Source organism: Bradymonas sediminis (assembly GCF_003258315.1).
Lineage (GTDB): Bacteria > Myxococcota_A > Bradymonadia > Bradymonadales > Bradymonadaceae > Bradymonas > Bradymonas sediminis.
This window is the reverse complement of the sequence record NZ_CP030032.1, coordinates 648,558-670,855: the sequence shown is the minus strand read 5'-3', so window position 1 is coordinate 670,855 and position 22,298 is coordinate 648,558. Positions and strand designations below refer to the sequence as shown.

The 22,298-nt window shown below is 59.9% G+C and carries 11 protein-coding genes and 1 pseudogene; 3 read left to right on the top strand and 9 right to left on the bottom strand.

The genetic code is table 11. The features are described 5' to 3' along the window. Positions 1 to 45 precede the first annotated feature (45 nt). Together DN745_RS02505 and DN745_RS02500 are read left to right on the top strand one after the other, a co-directional pair. On the top strand, positions 46 to 1,008 hold the full coding sequence (locus DN745_RS02505) for a hypothetical protein (RefSeq protein WP_111331868.1): 963 nt from the start codon (positions 46 to 48) through the stop codon (positions 1,006 to 1,008). A 197-nt stretch (positions 1,009 to 1,205) separates the two neighbouring features. Continuing rightward, complete coding sequence (locus tag DN745_RS02500) at positions 1,206 to 1,829, top strand: hypothetical protein (protein ID WP_111331867.1); 624 nt, start codon at positions 1,206 to 1,208, stop codon at positions 1,827 to 1,829. A 127-nt stretch (positions 1,830 to 1,956) separates the two neighbouring features. Here the strand turns inward: DN745_RS02500 and DN745_RS20165 are convergent, their stop codons facing one another. The 8 genes and pseudogenes from DN745_RS20165 to DN745_RS02460 form a co-directional block, all read right to left on the bottom strand. Beyond that, positions 1,957 to 4,968: a thrombospondin type 3 repeat-containing protein gene (locus DN745_RS20165; RefSeq protein ID WP_162687404.1), complete on the bottom strand. Its 3,012-nt coding sequence runs from the start codon at positions 4,966 to 4,968 to the stop codon at positions 1,957 to 1,959. Positions 4,969 to 5,377: 409 nt separating this feature from the next. Continuing rightward, positions 5,378 to 6,691, bottom strand: a complete 1,314-nt coding sequence (gene hmgA / locus DN745_RS02490) for a homogentisate 1,2-dioxygenase (protein ID WP_111331863.1) — start codon at positions 6,689 to 6,691, stop codon at positions 5,378 to 5,380. A gap of 99 nt (positions 6,692 to 6,790) precedes the next feature. Next, positions 6,791 to 7,750, bottom strand: coding sequence for an aldo/keto reductase (locus DN745_RS02485; RefSeq protein WP_204355071.1), 960 nt, complete (start codon positions 7,748 to 7,750; stop codon positions 6,791 to 6,793). A gap of 114 nt (positions 7,751 to 7,864) precedes the next feature. Next, entirely contained in the window at positions 7,865 to 9,181 is a 1,317-nt protein-coding gene (locus DN745_RS02480; protein ID WP_111331862.1) for a protoporphyrinogen/coproporphyrinogen oxidase, read from the bottom strand. A gap of 51 nt (positions 9,182 to 9,232) precedes the next feature. Further along, positions 9,233 to 10,102, bottom strand: coding sequence for a hypothetical protein (locus DN745_RS02475; protein WP_111331860.1), 870 nt, complete (start codon positions 10,100 to 10,102; stop codon positions 9,233 to 9,235). A 308-nt stretch (positions 10,103 to 10,410) separates the two neighbouring features. Further along, positions 10,411 to 14,481: pseudogene (gene rpoC, locus DN745_RS02470) on the bottom strand (DNA-directed RNA polymerase subunit beta'); the annotation flags it as partial. A 97-nt stretch (positions 14,482 to 14,578) separates the two neighbouring features. Beyond that, the gene (rpoB, locus tag DN745_RS02465) at positions 14,579 to 18,802 is read right to left on the bottom strand and encodes a DNA-directed RNA polymerase subunit beta (RefSeq protein ID WP_111331857.1); all 4,224 of its coding nucleotides are present in this window, start codon (positions 18,800 to 18,802) and stop codon (positions 14,579 to 14,581) included. Positions 18,803 to 19,517: 715 nt separating this feature from the next. Continuing rightward, entirely contained in the window at positions 19,518 to 20,909 is a 1,392-nt protein-coding gene (locus DN745_RS02460) for an NERD domain-containing protein kinase family protein (RefSeq protein WP_111331855.1), read from the bottom strand. A 202-nt stretch (positions 20,910 to 21,111) separates the two neighbouring features. Between DN745_RS02460 and DN745_RS02455 the strand changes: the two genes are divergently transcribed. Beyond that, on the top strand, positions 21,112 to 21,822 hold the full coding sequence (locus DN745_RS02455; RefSeq protein ID WP_111331854.1) for an SDR family oxidoreductase: 711 nt from the start codon (positions 21,112 to 21,114) through the stop codon (positions 21,820 to 21,822). Positions 21,823 to 21,842: 20 nt separating this feature from the next. On the opposite strand, the gene DN745_RS02450 is transcribed toward DN745_RS02455, so the two are convergent. Beyond that, positions 21,843 to 22,280, bottom strand: coding sequence for a DUF1801 domain-containing protein (locus DN745_RS02450; protein ID WP_111331852.1), 438 nt, complete (start codon positions 22,278 to 22,280; stop codon positions 21,843 to 21,845). Positions 22,281 to 22,298 lie beyond the last annotated feature (18 nt).

Genomic DNA, 22,298 nt, shown 5'->3' with positions numbered 1-22,298 from the left:
CGACTGGCTTGCAGATTATTTAGGGCGACACACACGGAGTCACGGATGGCAATCACACCTCGAACAGTCCTCTCGCAGCCCATCTCCTTCACGGTCTTCTCGCTGGCCTCCATCGGGTTGGTCGCGGTGTTGGGGATCATCCTGGGCGCCCAGCGCTCTCAACCTGCCCAGCCGCCGGCTTATTCAGCGCCGCTTGTCATGCCCGCGCCGACGCATAGCGTGACGCGCTTGAGCTATCATAGCCCGGAACCACCCTGCGATCTCACAGCCCCCGAGAGGCAATGGTCCGCCGCCAAATGGGTGCGCCATCTGGACTGCATGGAGGCGCGAAGCTACCCGAATCGGGTGCTCCTGGGCGAGGCGAATAAGGCGATTTCGCGCGTGGGATTGAAGCCGGCGCTGGCGCTGCGAAAGTCCGACTATCTCAAGGCCATCGCCCCGCTGGAGCAGCAGATTGACTTTTTGCGAAGCGCGGTCAACGGGCTCGGCGTGGTCGAAGGCAAGCTCGTGCATCGCCTGCGGCGCGCGCTGGTCTGGCGCGCTAAGGAGAGCGACCTGGACGAGATCCGAAGCCTCGAAGATTTATCGAGCCGCCTGCCAACGCCGGCCCGCGAGGACCTGTGTGAGGTCCGCCAGACCGATATTTGGACTCAATTCCTGATCGGCGAGACTCTGGAGAGCCCTGGCATCGAAGACGGGTCGAATTCGATCCTGCGCAGCGTCGCGGACCAGAGCGTGCAACGTGCGATTCGCACCTATATCGCGCTTGATTGCATCGACCAGATTCACGAGGGCGAGCGCGAATCTCTGGCGGAGCTCGCCGGAGTCGCCATCGCCGCCGAGGCGAGCAACGGCCACTCCGGCCAGTCGACCCTGCTGCGCAAGATGGCCGCCTCCTACCAGATCCTCAACATCCCGGAGTTCTGCCGCCAGGCCGTCCCGGCGAATATCGACCTTCGCCAGACCTGCGAGAAGCGCGTCGGCGACGAGCTCTACCTCGCCCGCTGAGCACTGAGTCGAGGCCGGGAGCCCTTCCCGGCCTCATCGCCCTCAGCCCGTCCCCCAGAATTCCTCCACAAAACGCCACCAGTTGACGTTCCCCTCGCCTCGGGAGTACATCTTTGCGCGCGCGGCCCGAGAATCCTGCCGCGCATCGTCCCATCTAAAAATTCGAACGCCATCCGCCTACGACACCGATAGAAGCTATGACACAGCCCAACGATCCGCCCGCCACGACCTGGCTCGAAGATTTACGCGCATTCACCAAAGAGCAGCGCGCGAACCTCGAGATTCCCAACGGCCATGACCTTGGCCCGTTCGACAACTTCAAGCGACGCGCCAGCGGCGGCGTTTTGCTGCAATTCCTGGACTTTTTGCAGGGCGGCGAGGCGCTCGATATGTTCGCGATCGCGCTGGAGAAATTCCCGCTGCACTCGCGCGCGTTCCTCTTCATCACCGACCTGCCCGGCGCGGTGGCCGGCCAGGAATTGATGCAGCCCGACAGCGAGCACGCCCTATGCATCCTCAAAAGCGAGTGGCGCGACTGGCTCGCCGACGAGACCCGCGATGACGACTCGCTATTTTTGGAGCATTTCGAGTTCTGGAGTGTCTGGCACCAGGACCTGCACCCGGAATGGGAGTACGAGACCGACATCCCGCTGAGCCGCGCCGCCGAAGATGGCGTCGAATATTGGGTTCATGAGGAAGGCTTCGCGCTGGCGCCAAACGCCGGTCGCGGCGCGCAGCATCTGTGGAAATGGGACGGCGAGAAAGTCGAGAAGGTCCAGGAGGCCGTGTCGTCGTGGACCTCGATTCCCGGCATCGACTAAGCCGCGCGAGCGCCCGCATCCACACCGGTCGCCCAAGAGTGAAGACGCCCGCCCCTGACGCCCCGCCACGAACCCTGTGATTCGTGGCGGAACGCCCGGGCGGGCGTTTTCATATCCTCAGCCAGACTTAGAGGCTTTTGCCCTTGCGTCGGCGCCGCGCCATAATAAGTCCCGCGCAGGACAGCAGGAGCAGCACGCTTGCGTCCACGGGAGCGTCGCCGCTCGCCGCGCAACCGCAGCCTTCCTCGAGACCGTGGCTGCCGTCGCCCAGGTCGGAGGTCCTCTCCCCGTCGCAGACGTCGCCTACACCGTCGCCGTCGCTGTCGACCTGATCGGCGTTGATCAGATTGCCGCAATTATCCATCCAATCTGGAATGCCGTCGCCGTCGCTGTCCTGGTCGTCGCACGCGTCGCCCACGCCGTTGCCATCCTGGTCGGCCTGGTCCGGGTTCGACACCCCCGGGCAATTATCCTCGCTGTTGGGGACACCGTCGCCGTCGACATCTTCGTCGCAGACATCGCCCACGCCGTTGCCATCCTGGTCGGCCTGGTCCGGGTTCGACACCCCCGGGCAATTATCCACGTCGTTGGGGATACCGTCGCCGTCAAGATCCTCGTCGCAGGCATCGCCCACACCGTCATTATCAGAGTCCGCCTGGTCGAGGTTCTCCACGCCCGGGCAGTTATCCTCAAAATCGGGCACACCGTCTCCGTCGGCGTCGGGGTCGCAGGCATCGCCTACTCCATCGCCATCGGTGTCAATCTGGTCGGGGTTGGCGACCGTCGGGCAATTGTCGTCCTCATCGGGGAAGCCATCGCCATCGGCGTCGCCGTCACAGGCATCGCCTGCGCCATCGCCATCCGTGTCGAGTTGGTCGGGGTTGGCGACCAACGGGCAGTTATCGTCCTCATCATCGATGCCATCGCCGTCGACATCCGGGTCACATGCATCGCCCACCCCATCGCCGTCCGCGTCGGTCTGCTCGGGATTGAAGACCATCGAGCAATTATCCTGCTCGCCGTCGACCCCGTCACCGTCACTATCCGGATCGCAGGCGTCACCCACGCCGTCGCCGTCCATATCGGCCTGGTCGGCGTTGGCGACCAACGGGCAATTATCGTCGAGGTCGAGCACACCGTCGCCATCGGCGTCATCGGTGCAGGCGTCGCCGACGCCGTCGCCGTCGGTGTCGGTCTGGTCGGGGTTGGCGACCAGGCGGCAATTGTCGACGTCGTCAAAGATACCGTCGCCGTCGGAGTCGGGGTCACGATAATCAGGGATGCCGTTTCCGCTGGTGTCGACCGGCGGGGTCAAAAGATCGTCGTCGCCGGCTTCTTCGATATCTGGAATGCCATCACCGTCGGAGTCCAGGTCGAGGGCGTCGAGCACGCCATCGCCATCGGTATCGCGCGGGCTATCGAGGTTGGGGCCGACCTCTTCGAAGTCGGAGATATTATCGCCATCGGAGTCCGGCGTGGTCGGGTCGAGGCCGTTGGCGACCTCCCAGGTATCGGGCAAGCCGTCCTGGTCCTCGTCAAGGTAGTGCGCGACCACCGTGATCTGGCGGGTGTCCTCGCCGACGCCATCGCTCACCCGAAGGGTCAGGTCATAGGAGCCCGCGTCGCGCCAACTCGGCGTCCAGGAGAAGACGCCCGAGTTCGCGCCAAGCGTCGCGTTCGGCAGCATCGGCTCGACCGAATAGGAGAGCACGTCCCCGTCGATATCCTCGGCGACCAGGGTGAACTCGAGGGTATTCGGCTCGGAGATTTGCAGCGTCACGAGATGCTCAGGCGTCGGCGCGATGAAGACCGGCAAGTCATTGACGTTGGCGACCTCAATGACAAAGCTCTGCGTCCCCGACAAGCCGCCGGCGTCGGTGACGATGAGTTGAACCTGATGCGGGCCGACGTCCGCATTTTGCGGCGAGCCGCTGAGCGACGCGGTGCCGTCGCCGTTATCGAGCAATGAGAGCCAGCTCGGCAGCGCGCCCGCCGTGATGGCGCGCGTGTCACCCGCGTCGATATCGACCGTGGTGATCGCGTAGGAATAGGGAAGCTCCTGGGTGGCGCTCAACACCGGCGCGCTCGTGAAGTACGGCGCGTCGTTGCCCGGCTCCACCACGAAGGTGACGGTGCCTTCGGCCGAATCCCAATAGCCGTCATTGACCTTAAATTTCAGGGTCCGCGTGCCGTTGAAATCCGGCTCGGGCGTATAAATTAGGCTCGGCGCGCTGCCGCTCAGCGTGCCGCCGACCGGCGGCGAGGTGACGGTGAAATCGGTGATCGGCGTACCGTTTGGGTCCGTCGCGGTCAGCGTGAAGTTGGCCGACCCATCTTCGGGAATCGTGACGGTCTGGTCCTCGGCGATGGGCGCCTCGTTAATCTGGCAATCGGCCGTGCACATATCGTCATTATCGGTATTGCCGTCGTCGCATTCCTCGCCGCTCTCGCGCGCGCCGTTGCCGCACTCCGCGACGCCGCCGTTGCGAATCTGGAAGCGCCAGACCCCGGGCTCCCCAACATTCGACTTATCGCACAACTCCAGGACCTTCTTGGTGCGCGAGCCCGGAAGCTGCGTGTAATTGGTCTGGTCTCCGGCATCAAACCCCGCCTGGGCGGGTGTCCGATTGCTCGCGCTACCGTAGGTCCACTCGCAGCGATTATAGCGAAACTCAACGTCGTAATCGCCCACGATCACGTCCGAGCGGTCGGTGAGAATAAGCTGGAACGTATTCACCAGGTTGACCCGATAACTATAATAGCCAACCTCATTCCAGGTGACGATAAATCGCCCACCCGCCACATCGGTATAGGAATATATCTGGTTGTCGAAGGAGCTCGACTGATTACGGGTGTCTACGTCTCCCCACCAGGGCGCGATCATCGGCTGCGAGGCGATGGGAAAGGGTTGCGGCGTATAGGTCGACATCGCCGCATTAAAAGTCACGTTACCGTTGGTGTTGATCCACAACGCGTCGTAAACATTCCCATAGAAATTCAACCCATATGGAAACGCCGCGTCCAGGTCGACCCTCAGGCTCGGACGGTCATCATTCTCGAGCCCCGTGCTGGGCCCGACTCCCGCCGGACCACCAAACCCGGTGAGTAAGGGCGCGCCGGCCGTCGCGACAGAGGTCACCCCCATCGCCATCAAGACGACCAGGGACGCGAGCAAACGCCGAAATTTCGCGGAGCGAACCGGCCTCACACAAGAAACACGCACAGCCAAACAATAATGGTCACCCATAATAATTTCCCCAATAGCAGTAAATGCCAATCATGACGTCTAGGTGCATCCAGAATAAGCACGCACCAGGCATTGCAATGCGATCGGGTCAAAAAAGAGGAATTAAACCCATGCTTCCAAGACCAACTCGTAGTGGGAACGGATTTTTCTAGCGGCAATGGATCTCTGCCAAAAGAGCAGCGGTGAGAGGCGTCAAATCGACGCGTCGGCCCCCCGGTCCCGGCACCAAGAAATAAAAGCGGCCGAACACAATATTGTGCTCGGCCGCTCCCGCAATCGCGGGATCTGCGCTGCGGTGATGTCAGTCCCAATTCCCTTCGGGAGTGCCATCAAAATGTTTCTGAAGTCCTTTCCAGCAATCCGTATAATCGTCCTGAAGGGTCTCAAGCCCCGCGCTATACTCCGTCAAATGCTGCGGCAAACGCGTCTCAAACATAAACGCCATGGTGCCGCTGAGCTTCTGTGGTTTGAGGTCGGCGCGCGATGATTTCTCGAAGGCGCCAAAGTCCGGCCCATGCGGCAACATCATATTATGCAGGCTCATGCCGCCGGGCACGAAGCCCTCTTCCTTGGCGTCATATTGACCGTAAACCAGGCCCATAAACTCCGACATAATATTGCGATGATACCACGGCGGTCGGAAGGTATTTTCGCCGACCAACCAACGCTCACCGAAGATGGCGAAGTCGATATTCGCGGTGCCAGCTTCGGCCGAGGGTGACGTCAGCACGGTAAAAATCGAGGGGTCCGGGTGGTCAAAGAGGATGGCCCCCACCGGAGAGAAATCGCGCAGATCATATTTATAGGGCGCGTAGTTGCCGTGCCAGGCGACGACGTCGAGGGGCGAATGCCCAATCTCGGTGCGATAATGCCGGCCGCACCATTTCACAAAAATGGTCGACGGCACTTCCCTATCTTCAAAGGCTGCGACCGGTGTCTTGAAATCACGCGCGTTCGCCAGGCAATTCGCGCCAATCGGGCCGCGCTCAGGGAGCGCCAATTTTCCGCCGTAATTCTCGCAGAGGTACCCTCGGGCCGGGCCGTCGACGAGCTCAACCCGGAAGATCATCCCGCGCGGGATGACCGCAATCTCACCGGCCTCAATCTCAATGACGCCCATCTCGGTGCACAGCCGAATATCGCCATGCTCAGGCACAAATAGAAGTTCGCCGTCGGCGTTGAGCAGATACTCGTCCTCCATCGACTTGTTGGCCACATAGACATGCGAGGCCATGCCCGACTGAGCGCTTACGTCACCCGCGGTCGTGATCGTCCGGATGCCCTCCACAAAAGTGGTGGACGCCTCGGGCATCGGCACTGGGTCCCAGCGCCGCGCGCCGATAGGAAGGCCGCCCTCATGTGGTGTGGGAGCGCTGCGCCATAGAGGCAAAGAATGCGCCTCAAAATCCGATACATGACGCACCGACGGGCGAATCCGATAGAGCCAGGAGCGCTCGTTGGTGCTCCGCGGGGCCGTGAAAGGCGACCCGGAGAGTTGCTCGGCATAAAGTCCGTAAGGGGCCTTCTGCGGAGAGTTGCGCCCCAGGGGAAGCGCCCCGGGGAGCGCCTCCGTCTCAAATACGTTGCCAAAGCCCGTCATATATTTCGATGTCATCTCATCACTCCTTCACGCCGGCGTCATCATTAAAATCCGAACCAACCAATGCTGTGATTGGCCCGGATTATGCGCCAGCGATCGGAGCGATGCAAGCCATCAGATCCACAGACTCGACGCCTCAAACGACGCGCCTTCGACCTCGAAGAAGGTGCCGTCGACATAGCGACGGTCCTGGTCAAGCGAAGAAATTTTGGCGACCTGTTCATCGCTCAGTTCAAGCTCGCCGGCGGCCAGGTTCTCGATGATGCGGCCGCGGTTGACCGACTTCGGCACCGTCGAGGTTCCGCGCGCCAGCGCCCAGGCGATGAGCACCTGCGCCGGAGTGGCGTCCAGGCTGTTGGCGACCTCCTTAATGATCGGCTCCTCGAGCAGGGTCAGCTCTCCTTCTTTGCGATTTGCCTGCCCCGGCGAACCAAGCGGCGAGTAGGCGGTGTAGCCAATCTTATGCTTCTGACAAAAGTCGAAGAGCGGTTGTTGCAACAGCTTCGGGTGCCCCTCCACCTGCAGCACAGCCGGCATCTCGCCGGTGGCCGCGGCCAGCGCTTCCATGCGCTTTGGCCCCATATTCGACACGCCGACCTGGCGTGTCAGCCCGGCGTCCCGGAACTCGAGCATCGCGCCCCAGGTCTCCTCAAGGGTGACATCCTCCTGCGTAAGAAAGTCCTCGGGGGTCTTCGCCATGCCCAGGCCGTTGCGCACCGCGAGCGGCCAATGAATCAGGTAGAGGTCCAGATAATCCAGTCGCAGGTCTTTGAGTGTCTTCTCGATCGCGCGACGCGCGTCCTCGGGGCGGTGCGAGTCGTTCCACAGCTTCGAGGTGACCCAGAGGTCCTCGCGCTTGACGTCACCGGCCGCGAAAGCGTCCTCAAACGCCCGGCCCACCTGGTCCTCGTTGCCGTAGGTCGCGGCGCAGTCGATGTGCCGATAGCCAACCTCGATGGCGATGCGCACGGCGTCATAGACCTCACCGGGGCGCGACAACCAGGTGCCCAGGCCGAGCGCCGGCATTTTTGTTCCGTCACGAAGAATAAGCGTCTTTTGTTTCGAATTCGTCATTAATCTCACCCAATTAGGAAATGAATAATCACTCAATAAAACTACAGCGGTCCCCCCACCCCGCACGACGACCCAACAAACCAGTCGCCGCGCCTATTCTTTCGCGCCCAAAAATTAGTCCTTGGAATCCAGCGCCTCGAGGGTGTTGAATTTCGCGGCGAGCGCGCGCGCTTCGACGATATTGTCCTCGATGGAGCAATAGGTCCAACCGCCATAGCGACCGATGGTCTCGACGCCACAGAGGCTAAGCATGGAGCTCAATTCGTCAAAGGCGGCCTGCGAATCTTCGGTGATATGCACGTAGGCCGGGTCCAATACGACATGATGGTCCGCCACGAGTATGTGACCGTCGATGACTCCGGCCGCCTCCAGGTCTGCCAGCACCTGTGCTTTGGCGGCCTCGACGTCGACCTCGGCGTCCTTTTCGTAGCCCAGCTCGACATAGAGGCTCATGCGCGAACCCGCCGCGTCGTCACCCTTGCCGCCGGAGGCACCCGCCAAAATATTGTCGTAGAAGCCGACCCGGTAGAAGCTATATTTCTTCTCCGGGAAGTAGATCCAATGAACCCCCTCGATGCCCTTCTTATCGAAGCCCAGGTTGAAGCACAGAACCTTATTATACGAGAAGACACCCGGCTCCGGCTCGACCCCGCAGATCGGCAGCAGGCGGTCGAACGGCGCCGACGAAATAAGGTGGTCAAACCCGATGGTTCGCCCGTCCGACAGGGTCGCAATCTTTCGGTTCAGGTCGACGTTGACCAGCGCCTGGTCAAGCCAAATCTTACTCTCGTCGACCTCAGACGCCAGCGCGTTGACGTACATAATCGCGCCGTTCTTCGGATAGGTGAACGTCGCGTTATAGGACGCGTTATCCGGGCGGCGCATATTGCGCACGATCTCCTCGATATCGGCGAAGGGAAAGAAGCGCCCCATTGCCCCGCGGTCGAGCTCCTCGAGGTCGCAGGCGTATAGTTTCTCGTTATAGGGCACCAGAAACTTCTCGCTGATGCCGCGGCCGAACTTCTCGTAGAGCATCCCCTTAAAGCTCGAGGCGTCAAAACTCGCCGCGACCTCGTCGCGAAAGAAGAGGTCGTAGAGACACTCGATAAAATCATCTTTGGCGAGCTGGTGGATATTCTTCTGGAACGGGAAGTCGATGAGCGCGTCTTTATAGCGGATCTTCGAGCTCTTCTCGACCGTGCTCACCTCATCGTCGGGCATGCGCTTTCGCAGATAGGCTTCGATATCGGGGTGCTTGAAGTGGAAGAAATGCCCCGAATAGTCCCAGACAAATCCCTCCTTTTTGACCGTCTTACACCAACCACCAATCTCCGAGTCGCGCTCGAGAATCAGGTAGTCGTCCGAATCAATAAAGTTCGCGAAGGCCAGCCCGGACATCCCGGCGCCGACGATAAGATATTTAATTCTCATAGTTTTATGACGTTCAAATAGAATGCGTTGATTACTTAAAGGGCGCGTCGGTCATTCGGCCGGCGTGTCAGCTTCGGGCGCGACGCCCTCGCCGCCCTCTTCGGTCGGCGTCGGGTCCTCGGGCATCACCGAGCCGTCGAGACGCGTCTCGGTGCCAAGCCGCAAGGCGCCGGAGGCCTCCGCGCCCAGCGCGCTGCCGAAGAGTCGCGCGACCGCCGCACCAACGTTGGCCAGCGCGTTATCGGCCTCCCATCCGGAGACCTCGCCGACCACGGCGGTCGGCCAATGGCCATAATGGGTAAGTGATGTGCCCACGACTTTGGGCATCGGCGCGACCAGCGCCGCGGTCAGGATGATACCCAATCCCGCCGCCCACCAGGCAATTTTGCCGCGATTGACGACCTTCGCCACCACGATCGGCAACCCGATGGCGACGATGAGGGCGAGGAGCGCGATGAGCCAACCCGCCGAGATAACATGGGCCAAAAATGCGCCGAGGATCCAGACGAAGACGAACATCGGGATCATCATCACGGCCCACAGGCCGCCCTTTTTAAGCCCGCGCTTCCAGGCCGGCGTCGCCGCCTCGGCGGCCTCTCGCGCCGCGATCTTCTCCTGCTTTAAGCGCTCCTTCTCGGCCTTCTTCTCGGCCGCTCGTTCCTTCCGGGTCTTCTTCTTTTTCTTGCCGTCTTCCTTGGCTTCGGCGGCGGGCTCGGGCTGCTTGGCCGGCAGCTCGTCAGGCACCAAATCATTGAGCGCGTCAAAGCGCGCGTCCAGGTCCTCGGTATCCGGAGCGGTCGTCACGGGTTTGGGTGTGGCACCGGCCGGGACATCCGGCACTTCGGCCTCCTCAAGGCTTCGCAAGAACGCCTCGATATCCTCGCCTTCGCCGGCACCCGCATCTTTATTCTCGTCGCTCATATACCTCTCCTTATGTACATCAAGGCCGCCGAAACTCCCTGCAGCGCAGAGACCAACATTCTAGCCCCACTCAATATTCAACATGTCTGAAACTTAATCAAAAAAACCGCGCCCTAGATTTGGGCGCGGTTTTCAATGCTATTGCTCATATGCCTGCGTCGCTGCGCCGGCCCAGATGGGCAGGTTGGCGGCGACGCGGGCATCTATATCAGCAGCACAGATCACTCGCCGGCGGCCAATTCCTCGTCAATCGTTCCGAAGCGTCGCTTAAGATGCTCGGGAATCTCGTCCGGCGCTTTCACCGTATGACGCAGGTTCTGGTAGAGCGCAGCGCCCGTACCCGCCGGGATGAGGCGACCCATGATGACGTTCTCTTTGAGACCGCGCAGGTGGTCGATCTTGGAGGACAACGCCGCCTCGGTCAGGACCTTGGTCGTCTCCTGGAAACTCGAGGCCGAAATGAAGCTCTCGGTCGACAGCGACGCCTTGGTGATGCCGAGCAACAGGTCACGTGCAACCGCCGGGCGGTCACCCTTGGCCACCAGGGCCTGGTTTACGCGCTCGAACTCGGAGCGCTCAACCTGCTCGTCCACGAGGAAATCGGAGTCTCCCACGTCGACGATACGGACCTTGCGCAGCATCTGGCGCACGATGATCTCGATATGCTTGTCGTTGATACGAACGCCCTGGAGTCGGTAGACCTCCTGGACCTCGTCGACCAGATATTTAGCAAGCTCTTTGCGACCCTTGACGCGCAGAATATCGTGCGGGTTCTCCGAGCCTTCCATGATGGCTTCACCCGCGCGGACGCGGTCGCCTTCAAGGACGGTGATATGCTTGCTCTTATTGATCGAGTAGGTCTTGGCATCACCGACATCAGGCGTGATGACAATGGTGCGCTTCGTCTTGGTCTCGCGACCGTAAGAGACGACGCCGTCGATCTCGGAGATAAGCGCCTGCTCTTTGGGCGTACGCGCTTCGAAAAGCTCGGCGACGCGCGGCAGACCACCGGTAATATCCTTGTTCTTGGTGGTCTCACGCGGAATCTTGGCCAGGACCATGCCGGGCTCAACATCCTCGTTCTCACCGATGAACAATGCGGCACCAACCGGAAGGAAATAGCTCGCGATCTGCTTGCCACCCTTCTTGTCACGAATAACCATTCGCGGGCGGATTCCGGAGTCACGGCTCTCGCTAATAACCTTGCGCGAAAGACCGGTGTTCTCGTCGAAGCGCTCTTCCATCGAGACGCCTTCAATCACGTCACCGAAGGTCACGACACCATGGGCGTCCGAGAGGACGGGCGTGGCGAAGGGTTCCCACTCGGAGAGGATCTCGCCGGGCTCGACCGAGTCACCTTCTTTGAAGAAGAGCTGCGAGCCGTAGGTCAGCGGGTAGCGCTCACGCTCACGACCACTCTCGTCGATGATGCCGACTTCGCCGTTGCGCGTCATCACGATGAGGACCTTGCGGCCGCCCTGCTCGCGCTCCACAGCTTTGACGTTGTGGAATTTGATCGTGCCCTTGGTGCGAACCTCGTGGAACGATTGCTCAACCGAGAGCGAACCGACACCACCAATGTGGAAGGTACGCATCGTAAGCTGCGTTCCGGGCTCACCAATCGACTGCGCCGCGATGGTTCCGACGGCCTCGCCGACGTTGACCAGGCGGCCACGCGCCAGGTCACGTCCGTAGCACAGCGCGCAAACGCCATCGACGGAGTCACAGGTCAGCGTGGAGCGAATGCGAACGCGCTCCAGGCCGGAGTCCTCGATACGCGCGGCGACGTCGTCGAGAATCTCGGCGTTGACGTCAGCCAGCAGCTCGTCGTTTTGGTCCCAGATGGGCTCAAGGGCGACGCGCCCGAGGATACGGTTGCTCAGGGACTCAACGATCTCACCACCCTCATACAGCGGGGTAATGACGACACCGTCGAGGGTGCCGCAGTCATGCTCGACGACCACACAGTCGTTGGCCACGTCGACAAGACGACGGGTCAAATAACCGGAGTTTGCGGTCTTAAGCGCGGTATCGGCGAGGCCTTTACGGGCACCGTGAGTGGAGATGAAATACTCCAAGACCGTCAGGCCTTCGCGGAAGTTTGCCGTAATCGGGTTCTCGATAATCTCACCGGACGGCTTGGCCATCAGACCACGCATACCGGAGAGCTGACGCATCTGCTGGGCGGAACCACGAGCACCGGAGTCGGCCATGATATAGACCGAGTTGAACGACTTCGACACGAGCTCTTCACCGGTTTCAAGGTCGGTGTAGGTCTGCTTCGAGATCTCGGTGCTCATCTGCTCGGCGACGTCCTTGGTGACGTTGGCCCAGATATCGACCACGAGGTTGTAGCGCTCACCGTCGGTGATAACACCCTCGTTATACTTGGCCTCAATCTCGGAGACTTCGCCACGGCCGGCCTCGATCATATTCCACTTATTCTCGGGAATGATCATATCGTCGACGGCGATCGAGATGCCAGCGTTGGTCGCCCAATCGTAGCCGATCGTGCGGATCGCGTCGGTCAGCAACACGCTGGATTTATTGCCGGCGCGGCGGAACGAGGCGTCGATGATGCGCGCCAACGACTTCTTGTCGAGGACACGGTTGACCAGCGAGAACGGAAGCTCGTTGGGGCAGATCTCATAGAAGAGAACGCGGCCCACGGTGGTCTCGATATGCTTGCCGTTATGACGAACTTTGATGCCGGCCTGCAGGTCCACGACGCCGTTGTCATAGGCCATGCGGACTTCGTCGAAGTTCGCGTAGAAGCCCTGCGTGGGGCGACCGTCTTTGTCCTCGCGGTAGCAACCACGAGCGAACGGACGCTCACGCGACAGCCAATAGCAACCCAGGACGATATCCTGCGTCGCCACGATGATCGGCCCACCATGAGCCGGCGACAGCACGTTATTGGTACTCAGCAGCAGGACGCGCGACTCGGTCTGCGCCTCCAGCGACAGCGGCACGTGCACGGCCATCTGGTCGCCGTCGAAGTCAGCGTTATAAGCCACGCAGACCAGCGGATGCAGCTGAATTGCTTTACCCTCGACCAGCAGCGGCTCGAACGCCTGGATGCCAAGACGGTGAAGGGTCGGCGCGCGGTTAAGCAGCACCGGGTGCTCCTTAATCACCTCGTCCAGGATATCCCAGACCTCGTCTTGCTCCTTCTCCACCATCTTTTTAGCGCTTTTGATGGTGGTGACGTAGCCCTTCTCTTCGAGCTTATTGTAGATAAACGGCTTGAACAGCTCGAGCGCCATCTTCTTGGGAAGACCGCACTGGTGCAGCTTCAGCTCAGGACCGACGACGATAACCGAACGACCGGAATAGTCGACGCGCTTACCGAGGAGGTTCTGGCGGAAACGCCCCTGCTTACCCTTGATCATATCGCTCAAGGACTTCAGCGGACGCTTATTGGGACCGGTGATGGTCTTGCCGCGACGGCCGTTGTCGAACAGAGCGTCGACCGCTTCCTGAAGCATACGCTTCTCGTTGCGGACGATGATCTCGGGGGCGTGCAGCTCAAGCAGACGCTTGAGACGGTTGTTGCGGTTGATCACGCGACGATAGAGATCGTTGAGGTCGGAGGTCGCGAAGCGGCCGCCGTCCAGCGGAACCAACGGACGCAGGTCCGGCGGAAGCACGGGGATAACGTCCAGGATCAGCCAGGCCGCGTCGTTCTCGGAGTCGCGCACGGCCTCCATGATCTTGAGGCGCTTGGAGATGCGCTTGCGTTTCGCGTTGGAGGTCGCCTCTTTCATCTCGGCGCGCAGCTCCTGCGATTGCAGGTCGATGTCCATCTTGTCCAGCAGCTCACGGATGGCCTCGGCGCCCATGCGGGCCTCGAAGACGTCGCCGTAGGCGTCCAGGTACTCCATATACTTCTGCTCGCTGAGCACCTGGCCGGTGAACAGCGGGGTCAGGCCCGGGTCCGTGACGATATACGCCACGCAATAAAGGACCTTCTCCAGGTCTTTAAGCGTGATATCGAGCAGGTTGCCGATACGCGACGGCAGGCTCTTGAGGAACCAGATATGCGCGACCGGGGTCGCCAGGTCGATATGGCCGAGGCGCTCACGACGCACCTTGGACTGAATGACCTCAACGCCGCACTTCTCGCAGACGACGCCGCGATGCTTCATGCGCTTGTATTTGCCGCAGATGCATTCGTAATCCTTCACCGGACCGAAGATCTTGGCGCAGAAAAGACCATCACGCTCCGGCTTAAACGTCCGGTAGTTGATCGTTTCCGGTTTCTTGACTTCACCATGGCTCCACTCGCGAATTCGCTGCGGGCTGGCAATGCCGATGCGAATGGCTGAGAAACTAAGTGGGTCTTTGGGCTTCTCGAAAAAACTAAAGATATCCTTCAAAGCAGGCTCCCTTGACGGCTGTGGAAAGGCTGAAATGTGTAGCCGCGACTTGGCCGGACCCGCTTAAGGGGTCCGACCGTTGGATGCGATGGCGTCTTTAACCGACGTCCTCGAGCAATTCGACGTTCAGGCACAATGAGTGCAGCTCTTTGATAAGAACGTTGAAGCTCTCGGGCAGACCGGGATCAAGGCGGAAATTGCCCTTAACGATGGACTCATAGATGCGCGTACGTCCCTGCACATCGTCGGATTTCACCGTCAAGAACTCTTGGAGAGTATGGGCGGCGCCGTAGGCTTCAATCGCCCAGACTTCCATCTCACCGAGACGCTGGCCACCAAATTGGGCCTTACCGCCGAGCGGTTGCTGCGTAACCAGACTATACGGTCCGATTGAACGCGCGTGGATCTTATCATCAACAAGATGGTGCAATTTGAGCAGATACATGATGCCGACGGTCACGTCGTTGTCGAAGGCCTCACCGGTGTGGCCGTTGAACAAGGTCATCTGACCCGATTCGGGGAAGCCGGCGAGCTCCAACAATTGGCGAATCTTCGGCTCGGGGGCGCCGTCGAAAACCGGCGTCGCGATATGAATCCCCTCGGTCTTACTGACCGCGTCCGCCATGTCCAGGACACCCTCATCATCGAGCTCGTCGATGAGCGCGTGGGTCTCCTCGTTATGGTAAATCTGCTTGAGGAATTCTCGGATGCTGTCGGGCGATTGGATCGTCTCGATCATCTCGCGCAATCGCAGCCCCAGCCCCTTGGCGGCCCACCCGAGGTGAGTCTCAAGGATCTGTCCGATATTCATACGACTCGGTACGCCGAGCGGATTGAGCACCATGTCGACCGGGGTTCCGTCCTCGAGGAACGGAAGGTCTTCCTGGGAGACGATGCGGCTGACGACACCTTTGTTACCGTGGCGACCGGCCATCTTATCGCCGACCTGAAGCTTGCGCTTCACGGCGACATAGACCTTGACCATCTTGATCACGCCCGGGGGCAACTCATCGCCCTTGCGCAGCTTCTCGATCTTCTCACCGTAGTTCATACGGATGACGAGGATCTGGTCCTCCACGTCGCCGAGGATCGACATCAATTTGTCGGTCGTGGTGTCGTCGACGAAGATGTCGGGCCAGTAGCGGCGCGACACACCTTCGAGCAACGCGTCGCTGACCTTGGCGCCCTTCTCGATGAGCACGTTGGCCGACTCGTCGACCAGGTTCGCCGAGACGGTCTTGCCGCGCAGGATATCGCCCATTTTGCGATAGGCTGCGTCACGCAGAATACGAATCTCGTCGTTCTGGTCTTTGAGCAGACGCGCTTCCTCGGCGTCCTCGATCTCCTGGGTGCGCGAGTCCTTCTCGGTGTCGGCGCGGTAGAAAACTTTCGCGCCAATAACCGTACCGCGTGCGCCCGGGCTCATGCGAAGCGAGGTGTCACGGACATCACCGGCCTTCTCGCCGAAGATGGCGCGAAGGAGTTTCTCTTCGGGCGACAGCTGCGTTTCGCCCTTCGGGGTGATCTTGCCGACCAGGATATCATCGGTGCCGACTTCGGCACCGACGCGAACAACGCCTGCCTCGTCGAGGTCTTTAAGCGCTTCTTCGCCGACGTTCGGGATATCGCGGGTGATCTCTTCTTCGCCGAGCTTGGTGTCACGCGCGGTGCACTCGTACTCCTCGATATGCATCGAGGTGAACACGTCGTCTTTGACCAGACGCTCACTAATGAGGATGGAGTCCTCAAAGTTGTAGCCGTTCCACGGCATGAAAGCGACGGTGATATTGCGACCCAGGGCCAACTCGCCACGCTCGGTGGACGGGCCGTCGGCGATGATCTCGCCCTTCTTAACCCGGTCACCCACCGACACGATCGGCTTCTGGTTGATACACGTTCCCTGGTTGGAACGCGTAAATTTAACCAGGTTATAGATGTCCGGCTTGACGAATTCATCGTCGACGCCGGCGTCCGGGCGAACGACGATGCGCTGGGCGTCGACGCTCTCAACAACACCCGCGTGGTCGGCGACGATAAGCACGCCGGAGTCACGCGCGATGGCGCTCTCGATACCGGTGCCCACGAACGGGGCGTCGGTGGCGATAAGCGGCACCGCCTGACGCTGCATGTTGGAACCCATCAAAGCACGGTTGGCGTCATCGTTCTCGAGGAACGGAATCAGGCCAGCGCCGACGCTGACAAGCTGCTTCGGACTCACGTCCATCAGCGTGACTTCTTCGGGCGCCACCATCGTGGTCTCGCCGTTGATACGCGCGGCGACCAACTCGCTGGTGAAGTTCCCTTCGTCATCAAGCTCCGAGTTCGCCTGGGCGATGACGTTATTCTCTTCTTCGAGCGCCGAATAATAGCGCACGTTGGTGCTCGCTTTACCGTCGGCGGCGCTACGATACGGGGTCTCAATAAAACCGTAATCGTTGATGCGGCCGTAGGTCGCCAGCGAGGTAATCAGACCAATATTCGGCCCCTCGGGCGTCTCAATCGGGCAGATACGACCGTAGTGAGTCACGTGGACGTCACGTACTTCGAAGCCTGCGCGGTCGCGGGTCAAACCACCCGGCCCAAGCGCTGAGAGACGACGCTTATGCGCGACCTCACTCAAGGGGTTATTCTGGTCCATAAACTGCGAGAGCTGGCTGGAGCCAAAATACTCTTTAATGACCGCGCTGACCGGCTTGGCGTTGATCAGGTCGTCGGGCATCAGCGTCTCAATCTCTTGAGACAGCGTCATGCGCTCCTGGATGCCACGCTCCATGCGGACCAGACCGATGCGGTACTGATTCTCAAGGAGCTCGCCGACGGTACGGACACGACGGTTACCGAGGTGGTCGATATCGTCGATGGAGCCTTTACCGGTGCGAAGATCGATGAGGTAGCGCACCGTCTCGAGGATATCTTCCTCGCGAAGGGTCTGGATGCGCCACGGATCAAGCGCCTCGCGGGCTTTCTCGAGCTCGGCTTCGATCTTGAGACGCTCATCGTCCGAGGTGGCCTCTTCATAGGCCTGCTCGAGCTCGCGCTCACGTTCTTCGAGCGGCTCGACCGTCTTGCGGTGGAATTTATAGTTCAACTTCAAGCGACCGACCTTGGAGAGGTCGTAGCGCTCGGGGTTGAAGAAGAGGTTGTCGAACAGGTTCTGCGCCTGCTCGGTGGTGGGCGGGTCGCCCGGGCGAAGGCGCTGATAGATCTCGAGGATCGCCTCTTCGGGCGTCGAGATCGAGTCGGCTTCGAGCGTGTCGCGCAGGTAGGAGCCGGCGTTAACGTTATCGATAAAGAGCACGTCAATCTGCTCAATCTCGCGCGCCTCAAGCTCCTTGATCGACTTCTCGGTCAACTCCTCGTTGACCTCGACCAGGACTTCACCGGTGGAGGCATCGAAGATGTCCTCGGCGGCGATCTTGCCCATCAGCTCTTCGAAGGAGATCGGGATGCGCGTGATCTCGGCCTTGGCGAGCTTACGGATCGCGCTGCGGGTAAATTTCTTACCCGACTTCACGATCACGTTGCCCTCGGAGTCGACCACGTCGACCGACGCGACCTGGCCGCGAAGGACGTCGAGGTTGACGTCTTTGAGGTACTCACCGTTCTCAAAGACGATGGTCTCTTTGTCGTAATAATAGGTGAGCAGCTCTTCGGCGGAGTAGCCGAGAGCGCGCAGAAGCACGGTCGCCGGCATCTTGCGCTTGCGGTCGATCCGCACGTGCATGATGTCCTTGGAGCCGAACTCAAGATCGAGCCAGGAGCCGCGATACGGGATCACGCGCGCCGAATAAAGCAACTTACCCGACGAGTGCTTCTTACCACTATCGTGGTTGAAGAAGGCGCCCGGCGAGCGATGCAGCTGGCTGACGATAACGCGTTCGGTGCCGTTGATAATGAAGGTACCGCTCTCGGTCATCAGCGGAATCTCGCCGAAGAAGACCTCGTTTTGCTTCGCGTCACACATCGTGCGCGTGCCGGTGTCTTCGTCGACATCCCAGATGGCCAGGCGAATGGCGACCTTGATGGGCGCCGCGTAGGTCATGCCACGCGCGCCACATTCTTCGATATCGTATTTGGGTTTGCCCAACTCGTAGCTGAGAAATTCCAGGGTCGAGGTCTTATGATAATCCTCGATCGGGAAGACGCTTTTGAAAACGCCTTGCAAACCGATGTCCTCGCGCTCTTCGGGCGCGACGTCGGTCTGCAAAAACTCTAGATACGATCGACGCTGAACGTCGATGAGGTTGGGTATCTCAGCGACCTTTTTGATGGTTCCGTAGTCCTTACGGATTCGGAAGTTCTCTTTGATCGTCTTACCCATTCATCTCTCCTTGGAGCTCGATTGAGCGGAATTCAGTGACGGTAAACTGACCGGCATATCTGGTAGCGCGGCCATCTTACGGACTTGAATCTCAACTTTATTATTACCGGGGCACGCTATCAGCGGATGCCCGTCGGGTTGGCCCTGCGGGCCTGGCGGTATAACGGGTGCTGATTTACGTCGCAGACGTGATGATACGCCTCAACTCAATAATCCGACTGCCAACGCCAGAAGGCGCGCAACAAAACACTGGGTTCTGCATCGATTTCGATTCGGACATATCTTATATCTTTTAAATCGTTAGCTTTTGGGGTCACGCCAGACAAACCCGTCCCATAAATTGGGCGAGCACGTATTGCCCCAGCAGCTATGAATGCAACAACACACAAAAAGCGACTACCTTTGACAGCGCCACCTTTGAACATATTAAGAGACGCTTGACAAGTCGCAACTCAACCGTTCGTTACGGAGAGGGCAACTTAATCTGCGTCTACTTTCTGTGATCGGGACGCGCGGGAGATCAATATACCCGGCGCCGATCCATTTAAAACCGCGATTTACTTCCTATTTTGGCCATCCTTGGGGTCTTCCTCGAACGCGCCCGCCGCGCGGTTTTAAGCGGCAGGAGAGTTCTCACCCGAATCAAGGCGAGCCAAACTATAGCCCCGGGGGGTGGAAGTCAAATGGGTTTATGAACTTTTTCGTCGGGTAGGGCTCAGGCAAAATAGATCAACGCGCGCTCGAGCCCGGCCTGGCGTCCTTCGGGCTCGGTGGCGATCATCATCGAGAGAATCTCGCGCAGCACCTCACACGCGACCGACTCGCGGCGCTCCTGCCAGATCGCGTCGTGTTTGAGCATCTCCGAGAGGCTATTGTAGAGCTTTCGGCCAGTGAATAACTCGTAGATCATCGCGGCGGCCGAGAAGATATCGACCCGGTGGTCGTAGTCATCGGTCATCCACAGCTCGGGGGCGATATAGCCGTGGGTGCCGAACTCGCCGGCGTCGCAGGCGATGGACTTCAGGTTCGCGACTCGCGCGTAGTCAAAATCGGCGATCTTCAGCGACACACCGGTGCTCGGGTGGCGCAGATAGATGACCTGCGGGTGCAGGTTGCGGTGAATGATCCCGCGCGCGTGCATATAGGAAATCGCGGACAATAGATGATGCGCGAATTGCTTCATCTCGCCGTGTTGGCGCTCGGTGATCGCCGTATAGTCCAGGGCCTGGATATAGTCGGCGAGCGTGCGCTTTCCGACCCACTCGCTGACCAGATAGACGGTGAGCTCATCTTCGCGGTCGAGCAACATCTCGTAGGGGCGCGCGACATACGGGTTATCCTCCAGCGCGATCAGCGCCTCCATATCGCGCAGCGCGCGATTATACTCGTGCTCCTGCTGCTCTGGCGCCATCAACGGGTCCATCGCGTACGCCTTAATGCGCACCTTGCCGCGCGACTTGAGCAGGCGATGGCGCCCGACGAACTCGCGATAGGGCGTCCGCTCCTCATTGACCAGCTCGCCGAGCACGTCGAAGTTTCGAATCACCGGCAGCAAAGAGCGCTTCCTGGCCAGCGGAATGAGCGCGTCGACCAGCGCTTCACGCTTGCGCTGGTCAAGCAGCGGTCCCGGGCCCAATTCGTAGATTCGGTCGTGGTCCACGAAGAAATCATAGAGCTCCCCCGGGCACAGCAGGCGCCGATTTCGAGGGTCTTTGACGTGTATCTCGGTCTCGGTTCCGGTCAAGAAGACGACCGCTTCGCAGAAGAGCTCGTCGGGGAAGTCCCGCACCGAGCGCACTAAAACATCGCGCAGAGCTTTGGCCTTGGCCTCAATACGGATGAACGGGTTTTGCACCCTGCCCCAATCAAGCTCCCAGCGCCGAATATCGCCATAGATTGGGCCATCCCAACCGCGAATCTCTACCGCGTAAATCCCCCACTCACCGACCACGACCGCGTCATACTCAAAGGTATTGCTGCGCCGCGGCAATTGCAGATCAAAATTGCCGATCACGGTATAGTGATCGGGCAATTCGTCGCGCAGTTGGCGAATGCCTTCGCGCTCCGATTCATTCATCGGCTCGCCAATGGGTATATATTTAGCCATAGATTTTTCTCATCGCGAACACGCGACTATACTCCGATATCTTGGTCGCGCAGGGAACAACCAAGAAACGAAGGAAAGTGCAGCATTTTTAAGGTTCGAAGGGTATTTTCAATCCAGCTCCACCTTGCCTAATATGAGTTGGTTGCGTCAATGAAAAAAACTAACCACGCCTCAATCATTTCACCGTAATACGGGGTTTATTATGCGTCGTCGGAAAATTTATATACTCGGAGGCAGCGGTTTTTTGGGCAGAGAAATCTGTCGATTGGTCGTTGCGATGGGGCATGAGCCGGTGTCGGTATCGCGTGGCGGGCGCCCGGCGATCGAGGAGCCGTGGGTGGAGGGCGTCGAATGGGTGCAATCTAATATTCTGGGCGCCGATGGCGAGCTGGGTGATTGGGGCAGCGCCCTGGCCGGCTGTGACGCGCTGATCCACGCGGTGGGCATCGGCGAAGAAGACCCGGCGAGCGGGCAGAGCTTCGCGCGCCTGCACCGCGAGTCGGTCGCGCTGGCGGCGCGCAAAGCGGCCGAGATGGGGGTGGGAAAATTCGTGTTTATCTCGGCGGATCAACTCCCGCCCGGCCTGCCCCAGGGCTATCTGCAGACCAAGCTCGACGCCGAGTCGGACCTGCAAGGCGTGGCGATCCCAACGGCGATCTTGCGCCCGTCGTTTATCCACGACGGCACCCTCGGCCTCTTCGGCGCGCTGGCCGCCATGCCGACCCAGAGCACCGAAGATTTGCTGGAAACCGGCGAGGTCAGCGCCCTGCAAAATTGGCTCCTGCAAACCCCGGGCGTGCGCCTGGAGAAGGTCGCCATGGCGGCGCTTCGCGCGGCCTTACAGCCCGAGACCCTGGGCGTTTTGGACCCCGCCGAGATCGATTATCTGGGGGACGCGATGTTTATTCAGTAGCGCGGGCGCCCGGGCCAACCTTATGTATGGCAGGCGCATTCGTGATGCTCGTTGAGGTAGGCGATGGTCTTTATGCACAGCTCTTTTAAGACCTCGACATTGATGTCTGAGAGCTTTTTTATATAGATGCACGCCTTGCCCATTTTGAATTTTCCCAGGTCCTCCAGGAGGCGCTGGCTCTTCTCGGTGTCCGAGTAGACATAGAGCGAGAACTGGGCTTTGCGCGGCGAGAAGCCGAGCATCGCCGCGTCCCCCTCGTGCCCGCTGGCGTATTTATAATGGTAGCTGCCAAAGCCGATAATCGTCGGCCCCCACATCTTCGGCTCGAAGCCGGACCACTGCGTCATCAGCCGAATCAGCTCGTGGCTGTCCTCTTTTTTCTGCTCTTTGTCGACATAGGACTCGATGAACTCAAAGACATCGACGTCGGTCTGGGTCGTCTTATTTTTCTTCGCCATCTCAACCTCTTAGCGCAT

Coding starts and splice junctions, on each gene's coding strand:
- DN745_RS02505 (WP_111331868.1), top strand. CDS start 46: ATGGCAATCACACCTCGAACAGTCCTCTCGCAGCCCATCTCCTTCACG.
- DN745_RS02500 (WP_111331867.1), top strand. CDS start 1,206: ATGACACAGCCCAACGATCCGCCCGCCACGACCTGGCTCGAAGATTTA.
- hmgA (WP_111331863.1), bottom strand. CDS start 6,691: ATGACATCGAAATATATGACGGGCTTTGGCAACGTATTTGAGACGGAG.
- DN745_RS02485 (WP_204355071.1), bottom strand. CDS start 7,750: ATGACGAATTCGAAACAAAAGACGCTTATTCTTCGTGACGGAACAAAA.
- DN745_RS02480 (WP_111331862.1), bottom strand. CDS start 9,181: ATGAGAATTAAATATCTTATCGTCGGCGCCGGGATGTCCGGGCTGGCC.
- DN745_RS02475 (WP_111331860.1), bottom strand. CDS start 10,102: ATGAGCGACGAGAATAAAGATGCGGGTGCCGGCGAAGGCGAGGATATC.
- rpoB (WP_111331857.1), bottom strand. CDS start 18,802: ATGGGTAAGACGATCAAAGAGAACTTCCGAATCCGTAAGGACTACGGA.
- DN745_RS02460 (WP_111331855.1), bottom strand. CDS start 20,909: ATGGCTAAATATATACCCATTGGCGAGCCGATGAATGAATCGGAGCGC.
- DN745_RS02455 (WP_111331854.1), top strand. CDS start 21,112: ATGCGTCGTCGGAAAATTTATATACTCGGAGGCAGCGGTTTTTTGGGC.
- DN745_RS02450 (WP_111331852.1), bottom strand. CDS start 22,280: ATGGCGAAGAAAAATAAGACGACCCAGACCGACGTCGATGTCTTTGAG.